Raw genomic sequence first — 8,217 nt, 5'->3', positions numbered from 1 at the left:
TACTTCTGCGATCCGCAGAATCCATGGCAGCGCGGAAGCAACGAGAACACGAATGGATTGCTCAGGCAGTACATGCCGAAGGGCATGGACATCTCGGGGTTCTCACAGCTTCAACTCAACGCGATCGCGAGACAATTGAACGAGAGGCCAAGGAAGACGCTCGGCTTCCATACACCCGCTGAAATGTTCAGCGAATGTGTTGCATCGACCGGTTGAATCCGCAGCCCGAAGCAGCTGTTCGCCTTGCTCTGAAGCGGCCGTTCGTATGCTGAGATGTAAACGCGCGGGCGTTCCATCTTGAAGGAAAGCGATCTTGGGCGTGCAGACTGACTCTCGCCGTCAGCCGGTCAGAAGCGGCCGCCCGTTGTCTCGTCCGCCCGCTTCGGCGATTGGCAATATGCCTAAAGTCCAATTACCCCTCGATGCCGCGTCGGATATGTTCCAACCACTCGCGAAGACGAGCACGACCTGCGCTAGCGCCCGGGCGGAACAACTTGAGGAGTAATCGGAATGCATGAAAAGCCGACGCGACGCGAGGCAGTATTCGCCATGACTTTGGGAGCGCTCGGCGCATGGGTGCCGAGCGCATATGCCGCTGATGGCCTCTTGATCGACGCCAAGGACGCTGTCGAAGAGGGGCTCACGGACGTTGAAACAGACGTCAAGGCACGGCAGGCGCGCGACCTCGCGATCGAGGCCTATGTCTATGCCTATCCATTGGTCACGATGGAGCTGACCCGGCGCACCTTCATCAACGTCGTGGAACCCGATGCAAGCAAGGCGCCGATGGGCCAGTTCCTCAAGCTGCGCGGCTACCCGGCCGTCGACAACCATGCCGTGACGGCGCCGAATGCCGACACGCTCTACACCACCATCTGGCTCGATGTGACGAAGGAGCCCTGGATCATCAGCTCGCCTGACATGAAGGGTCGCTTCTTTCTGCTGCCGATGCTAGACGGCTGGACCAACGTCTTCGAGGTTCCGGGCAAGCGCACGACCGGCACCGGCGCGCAGAAGTTCGCGATCACCGGTCCGGGCTGGAAAGGAAGCCTGCCGCCCGGCGTCAAGCAATACAAATCGCCGACCGGCATGGTGTGGATGCTCGGGCGCATCTACTGCACCGGCACGCCGGAAGACTACGCGGCGGTTCACGCGCTGCAGGACCAGATGACGGCGGTGCCGCTGTCCTCGTACGGCAAGCCGTTCACGCCGCCGCCGGGCACGGTTGACCCGAGCGTCGATACCAAGACCGCGGTGCGCGATCAGGTCGATGCGATGGATGCCGCGAGCTTTTTCGCGCTCTTCGCGCAGCTGCTGAAGACCAATCCGCCGGCCGCGGCCGACGCGCCGATGGTGGCCAAGCTCGCGAAGCTCGGCATCGTTCCAGGCAAGGATTTCGACGCTTCCAAGCTCGACCCGTCGGTCAGCAAGGGCCTCGCGCAAGCGCCCAAGCCGGCACAGAAAAAAATCATGGGCTGGATGAAGAAGGGCGTGCTCGCCGGCGACTTCAAGCTCAAGAACGGCTGGGCGTTCACGACCAAGACCGGCTTGTACGGGACCAATTACATCCAACGGGCACTGATCACCGCGATCGGCCTCGGTGCCAACCGGCCACAGGACGCGGTTTATCCCACATCCACCGGTCCCGATGTGCTGCAGAAGTACCACGGCTCGAAGAAGTATGTGATGCACTTCGCCAAGGGCCAGCTGCCTCCGGTCAACGGCTTCTGGTCGTTGACGATGTACGACACCGACTACTTCTTCGTGCCAAACCCGCTCAGCCGCTACACAGTCAGCCAGCGCAACAAGCTCAAGGCCAATGCCGACGGATCGGTCGACCTCTACATCCAGAACGAGTCGCCCGGGGCAGACAAGGAAGAGAATTGGCTGCCGGCGCCGAAGGATGGCTTCATCCTCATGATGCGACTCTATTGGCCGAAGGACACGCCGCCCTCGCTGCTGGACGGCAGTTGGACGATTCCGCGCGCCAAGGCGATTTGATTCGCACTGCGTAGAACAGCCGGCGCTGTTCGGCGCTCATCGCCTCGGATTTTGCACCGAACTTCCAGGCCCTCTCGGCCATACGAAGCGACCGGCGTTGAGCTTCCTGGCAGCGCACCAAACGCCGAAGCCGTCATGCACGAGCAGTTGATGCGATGCCTCCGGCTAAATTCCGCGCCGCGATGAAGGTCTGCTCCTGGCCGCGAGCCGCGGTACAGGTCGCTACTTTAGCCAACGAAGATTGGCCCAGAAATCGTCGCCGAACCTTGCTGCGCAGATTCCGCAGGCGAGGACGACAACCCCCACAAGAATGCATGCACCGAGAACGGTGACTGGCGACACGCTGACGCATATGCCCAGGCCAACCGCCAGCCCAAGCAGAGCTCCGCACGCAAAACGTACCTTCATTTCGAACGCATCGGGCTTCCTCCCCGCGAGTGCCGGTCCTGATTCGGTCTTCATGCTCGTCCTGACGTCAGTTTAGAGGACGGCGTCGACCGTCCGGTGTTGGCCGACTGCCGAGATCCAGGAGCGGCCATCGAACGACGGCTGACGCTGCATATCGGCCGTCGAGCGTGAGAGCTGCAGAAGGGACGTAGCCCCTTCGAAGTGTTTCACCTTCGCGACCCGAACTTGGGCTTCGCAGGGAGAGCAACCATTGCGGACCTAGGCACCCGCTCGCTGGCGGGCGGCTGCAGTTGGAGCGCTGCTCGAAGCCGCCACAATGGGCGCATCGTCATGCTTGAACAGCGGCTCTTTGGACCCACGTCATGGACACTCGCCAGATGCGTTGTATCGTCGCCGTCGCGAATGCCGGCAGCCTGACCCGCGCCGCCGAGCAGCTGGGGTTGGCGCAGCCAGCACTGACGCAGACGCTCAACCGCATTGAGCACGAGCTGGGTGTCAGGCTCTTCGAGCGGACTCGGCGCGGCGCCGTGTTGACCGATGCAGGTCACGCCATCGTCGAAGATCTGCGCGCGAGCCTGGCCCATGGCGATGCCGCCGCTGAACGGGCCCGCGCGATCGCGCAGGGGCGGGCCGGCCGGCTAGTCGTAGGATTCGTGACACATGCGGTCTACGAGGTGCTTCCGCATGCGCTCGATCGCTTGCGGCGCGAGTACCCCCAGGTGGCCGTGGTTCTGCGGGAGATGAGCAACGCAGAACAGGTGGTGGGACTTGAAAACGGGACGATCGACGTCGCGCTGCTCCATCCTCCGGTTTCGCTGACAGTGAAATTGCACGAGCGCCAGCTTGGGCATGACAAGCTCATCGCGGTTGTGCCGTCGACCTTTGCCCTTGGGGAGGACGGCACCGTTTCGCTGGCCGACGTCGCCGCGCGGGGGTTGGTCTGGTTTCCGGAATCGCAGATGCCAGCCTTGCGTGCCGAACTCCTGGGCGTGTTCCGTCGCTGCGGTCACGACACGAGAGTGGTGCAAGACGCCAACCGCACACTCACCGTGCTCGCTTGCGTGGCCGCCGGCTTGGGATGGTCCCTGCTGCCGGAATCGGTACGGGCGCTCAGGCACGAGGGTGTGCGCTACGCGACCGTTCGCGATGGGGACGAGCTTCCGCGCTTCGATCTCAGCGCCCTGTGGAGAGCGCGCTCACGCCCCACGTTGGCAGACGTGTTCGCGGACATGCTGGGGCCCTAGTCAAGACGGATGTTGTTGTCCTTGGCAACCCGCGTCCATTTGGCCATTTCCGCTCTTCGGAAAGTGTCCAGCTCCGTAGGCGTCGATCCGATGGCTTCCGCACCCAGCCCGACGAGGCGGGCATTGACGTCCGGTTCCTTGATGACGGCGGCGAGGGCCTTGGATACCTTGTCGAGGATTGGTGCGGGTGTGCCAGCCGGCGCGAATACGGCATTCCACTCATACATCTCATAGCCCGGCAATCCGGACTCCGCAATCGTCGGCACGCTCGGCAGCACGGCCGACCGGCTCTTCCCCGCCACGGCAACAGCGCGCAGCTTTTCGCTCTTGATGTACTGCAGCGAGGAGCCCAGACTGGCAAAGAACACTGGCACCTGTCCCGCGATCACGTCGGTGAGCGCGGGTCCCCCTCCCTTGTAGGCGACGTGCGTCATGCGGGTCTTCGCCATGGAATCGAACAGCTCGGCAGCCAGGTGCGGCGACGAGCCGTTGCCCGACGATGCGTAGTTGACATCGCCCGGCTTGGCTTTGGCACGCGCAATCAGATCGGCCACGGTATGCACCGGATACGCAGGATTCACCAGCAACACGTTGGGCACCTTGACCAGCAGCGAGACCGGCGCGAATGCGCCAAGGGTGTCGAAGGGCATCTTGCTGTGGAGTGCCGGGTTCTGCGCGTGGTTGGATGCGTCCAGCATGAGCGTGTAGCCATCCGGAGGGCTCTTCGCTACCAGGTCACCGCCGATCATGCCGCCTGCTCCGCCGCGGTTGTCGATCACCACGGGCTGACCGAGCCGCAGGGCCAGAGGAGGAGCGACGATGCGCGCCACCGCGTCCACGGTACCGCCCGGCGGATAGGTCACGATCAATTTGACCGGCCGGGTGGGATAGTCCTGCGCCGCAGCCCAGCCGCCGGTGCAGAGGGCCGCGCAAGCGATCAGCGCACGGACCGGAACTGAAACGATCATGTTGTCTCTCTCGAATTGTTTTTGGATTTGAAGGCTGCATCAATTGAAGCGAAAAAGCTCTGCAGGCGTATCGACAAGAATGCGCCGCCGTGCCTCCGGATCGGGAATCCATCGGTCGACCGCCAGTCGGGCCGACGCAAAACTGGCTCGGTCCCTATGTTGCGTATTGGGCCAGTCGCTTCCCCAGATCAAGCGCTCGGGTCCGAAATGCGCGAGCAGCGCAGTCGCTGCCGTGATGGTCCGCATCCCGTCCTCTTGATCCCAGCTTCGATAGGCCGCCGCCAGCTTGACCCATACGCGCCCGGTTGCAGCCCGGGACAGCAGCCACTCAAATCCGCTGACGCCTGCTTCGGTATCGGAATTCGGCCTTCCGAAGTGGTCGACTACGACCTTACAACCGGCGAGCAGCAACGGCTCGACGCACTGCCTGAGGTCGACCGCCTCCCGATGCACTTCCACATGCCAATCAAGCGCGCGGAGTCTCGCAAGGAACGCCGACCAGAGCTCACCGCGCAGTTCGGGGATGGGTAGCCCCACAAGGTTCAGGCGGACGCCGCGCACGCCCAGTTGGTCCAGGGCCTGCAACTGCTGTGCGCTCGTCGATGGATCGAGCATGACCACGCCGCGCAGACGCACTCGCTCGCGCCGCAAGGCTTCGAGCAGGAACGAATTGTCGGTCCCCAGGAAGCTCGGCTGCACCAGAACGCCATGCGACACGCCGTGCCTGTCGAGGAGCGACAGGTAGTCGGCCAGGGTTGCGTCGTACTCCGGGGCGTGACGCCGGTGCGGTGCGAGAGGCAAGCCGTGTACGAAGACGTGCGCATGACTGTCGACGGCGGCGAGCGTGGCGGACGTTTCAGGCGTAGCGTCGTTCGAGTGCATCGAACTGATCCTTTCGCACCAGCGCCTGGCGTTCTGCAAAGGTGGCAACCAGGCCGCTCGATTCATCGAGTTTCTCGTTGCCGTGCAAGGCCTGGAGCGCCTGCGTCATCCCGCGCACGGCGCCCTGGAGGGCGGCATTGGCGTACAGCACGAGACCGAAGCCCATGGCGCCGAACTCGGCCGCCGTGAGCGTGGGCGTCTTGCCGCCAATCACCACGTTGACCACTTGCGGGCATGCGATTTCGAGCGGGATGCGTCGCAGGGCCTCCAGCGATTCGGGCGCTTCGACGAAGGTGATGTCCGCGCCGGCCTCCGCATAGGCGGCCGCCCGCGAGATGGCTTCATCGATGCCTTGCACGGCGGCGGCGTCTGTGCGCGCCACGACCAGGAAATCCGGATGCAACCGTGCATCGACCGCGGCCTTGACCTTGCCCACCATCTCCTGCCGCGTGACGATGGACTTGCCGTCGAAGTGCCCGCATTTCTTCGGCATCGCCTGGTCTTCGAGCTGGATCGCGTTGGCGCCGGCGCGCTCCAGGGTGCGCACGGCGTGGCGGACGTTCAGCGCGTTGCCGAAGCCCGTGTCCGCATCCACGACGATGGGCAGGGCCACTGCATCGCGGAGCGCGGCGGTATGTTGGGCGATGTCGGACAAGCCGACAAAGCCGAGATCTGGCATGCCGTAGAAGGTATTGGTCAAACCCGCGCCGCTCAGGTACACGGCCTCGAAGCCGAGGTGCTCGATCACCCGGGCGGCCAGCGCGTTGGCGGCACCAGGAACCATCAAGCCGCGGCGCGCAGCGACGAGTTCCCGCAGACGGGAGCCTGGATGCATCGCGCTCATCATTCGTCCCTCATGCCGGTCGCCTTGACGACGGCACCAAGGCGGGCGCGCTCTTCGTCGACGAACTTGACGAAGTCAGCGCGTGTGCCGCCGATGGGCTCGATGCCGACTTTCTTGAGTCGATCGATCACGGCAGGCATCTTCATTGCCTTGTCCACGGCATCGCTCATCTTGTCGAGGATCGTGGGTGGCGTTCCAGCTGGCGCATGGATGCCCGCCCAATGCGCGATGCGGATGTCGCCGAAGCCTTGCTCGGTGGCGGTCGACAGTTGCGGATACGCGGAGATCCGGCTGGTCCACGTGTCGGCCAGAGCCTTGAGCTTTCCGCTCGTGATGTAGGGCAATGCGACGATGCTGGCTTCGGACGTCGCTTCGACTTGGTTGCCGATCACCGCGGTGATCGACTCGGAGCCGCTCTTGTAGGGAACCACATCCAGCTTTGCGCCGTACTTGGTCTGAAGTATGCCGGCCACGAAGTGAGGCGTGCTTCCTGTGCCCGCCGTCGCCCAATGGAAGCCCTGACCCGTGCGAGACGCGGCGATGAATTCCTTGAGATCCTTGTAGGGAGCATCCGCAGCCACGAGCACCACGGAAGGCGCCAGGCCGATCATGACGACCGGCGTCAGGTCGCTGTCCTTGTAGGGCAGGTTCTTCTTGATCATGCTGTTGGAGATCACGCCCGCGGCGCTGACCACGAACGTGTAGCCGTCAGGCGCCGACTTGGCGGCGATGTCGGCGCCAAGGCTCGTGGCGCCGCCGGGCTTGTTGTCGACGATGACCGGTTGGCCCAGCGCTTTGGACGCGCCTTCCGCGGCGACCCGCGCCATCAGGTCATTGGCGCCTCCCGCCGCGAAGGGCACGATCAGCCTTATCGGCTTGGTCGGCCAGGCGGGCGGGGTCTGCGCGAACGCGCTGTGGCTGGCGGCGGCGATGGCCAGCCCGCACCAGACGCCGATGCGAAATTTCGTGGTCATGGGTCGAGGTCTCCGTTGGATCTTTTGCTCGGGGAGCGCCAGTATCGGCAGGAGCAGCTATCTCTGGAACCACCATTTCCGTTCAGTTTAGATAAGCCTCCCTTATGGCCAGGCAGCTCGCTGGCTTGAAGTGCATTGCTTGTGCGCTTGGCATCAATCGCTTTGCCATGCGCCTCAGGTTCTGAGCGGTTGCCGCCAGCATGAACTCATCTTGCGCACCCGACAGGCCGCGCCGGGCTGAGCGACGGTGATCGACGTGGACATTTTTGTCTCCTGGAACCTGAAAGAGGCGAAGGGCGGCCCGCGAAATGAACGCTCCGCGGATCGGCGGGACGCGACGACTCCTTCGGCGAGAGCCTTGCGCGTGAAAACCAGTGGTCGAGTTGCCCCTCCCCAGAGGCCGTGTCTCGGATTCAGTCTGTCTGCAGCACGCCGCGGCGCATCTGGTCGCGTTCGATCGACTGGAAGAGGGCCTTGAAGTTGCCTTCCCCGAAGCCCTCGCTGTAGTCGCCCTTTCGTTGGATGAACTCGAAGAACACCGGACCGCCGAAGGCCGTCTCCGAGAAGATCTGCAGCAGGAGGCGCGGCGTGCCGCCCTCGGTGGTTCCGTCGAGCAGGATGCCGCGCGCCTGCAGTTCGGGGATCCGCTGGCCATGGCCTGGCAGGCGCGTCTCGAGCATCTCGTAGTAGATGTCGTTGGGCGCGGTCATCAACGGCACGCCGGCCAGGCCGAGCTGGTCGATGGTGTCGATCAGGTTGTCGCTGAGCAGTGCGATGTGCTGGATGCCCTCGCCATTGAACTTCATCAGATACTCTTCGATCTGGCCGGAGCCCTTCTTCGACTCCTCGTTCAGCGGGATGCGGATCTTGCCGTCCGGCGCGGTCAGCGCCTTGGA

General features: G+C 63.8%; 8 protein-coding genes. 3 read left to right on the top strand and 5 right to left on the bottom strand.

What is annotated here, in order from left to right; translation table 11 throughout:
- The 3 genes from AC1D3B_RS35970 to AC1D3B_RS35960 form a co-directional block, all read left to right on the top strand.
- Positions 1–216, top strand: a 216-nt coding sequence (locus AC1D3B_RS35970) for an IS30 family transposase (protein WP_478194710.1), incomplete at its 5' end; no start/stop codon positions are given.
- Between the two features lie 294 nt (positions 217–510).
- Positions 511–2,001, top strand: a complete 1,491-nt coding sequence (locus tag AC1D3B_RS35965; protein WP_478195442.1) for a DUF1254 domain-containing protein — start codon at positions 511–513, stop codon at positions 1,999–2,001.
- A gap of 770 nt (positions 2,002–2,771) precedes the next feature.
- A complete protein-coding gene (locus AC1D3B_RS35960) occupies positions 2,772–3,653 on the top strand; it encodes a LysR family transcriptional regulator (RefSeq protein WP_478195441.1) in 882 nt (293 codons plus the stop codon).
- On the opposite strand, the gene AC1D3B_RS35955 is transcribed toward AC1D3B_RS35960, so the two are convergent.
- The 5 genes from AC1D3B_RS35955 to AC1D3B_RS35935 all read right to left on the bottom strand — a co-directional run.
- Positions 3,650–4,621, bottom strand: coding sequence for a tripartite tricarboxylate transporter substrate binding protein (locus tag AC1D3B_RS35955; protein ID WP_478195440.1), 972 nt, complete (start codon positions 4,619–4,621; stop codon positions 3,650–3,652). The genes AC1D3B_RS35960 and AC1D3B_RS35955 overlap by 4 nt on opposite strands.
- Positions 4,622–4,660: 39 nt before the next feature.
- Positions 4,661–5,503 carry an amidohydrolase family protein gene (locus tag AC1D3B_RS35950; RefSeq protein ID WP_478195439.1) on the bottom strand — a complete coding sequence of 281 codons (843 nt, stop codon included), beginning with the start codon at positions 5,501–5,503 and terminating at the stop codon, positions 4,661–4,663.
- Positions 5,478–6,338, bottom strand: a complete 861-nt coding sequence (locus AC1D3B_RS35945; RefSeq protein ID WP_478195438.1) for an isocitrate lyase/PEP mutase family protein — start codon at positions 6,336–6,338, stop codon at positions 5,478–5,480. Before AC1D3B_RS35945 ends, AC1D3B_RS35950 begins: the two co-directional genes overlap by 26 nt.
- Before the next feature lie 8 nt (positions 6,339–6,346).
- Positions 6,347–7,321, bottom strand: a complete 975-nt coding sequence (locus tag AC1D3B_RS35940) for a Bug family tripartite tricarboxylate transporter substrate binding protein (RefSeq protein WP_478195437.1) — start codon at positions 7,319–7,321, stop codon at positions 6,347–6,349.
- Between the two features lie 413 nt (positions 7,322–7,734).
- The coding region (locus AC1D3B_RS35935; protein ID WP_478195436.1) for a VOC family protein at positions 7,735–8,217 on the bottom strand (483 nt) is incomplete at its 5' end.

The organism is Variovorax sp. P5_A3 (assembly GCF_056400665.1).
This window is presented reverse-complemented; position numbering and strand designations above follow the sequence as displayed.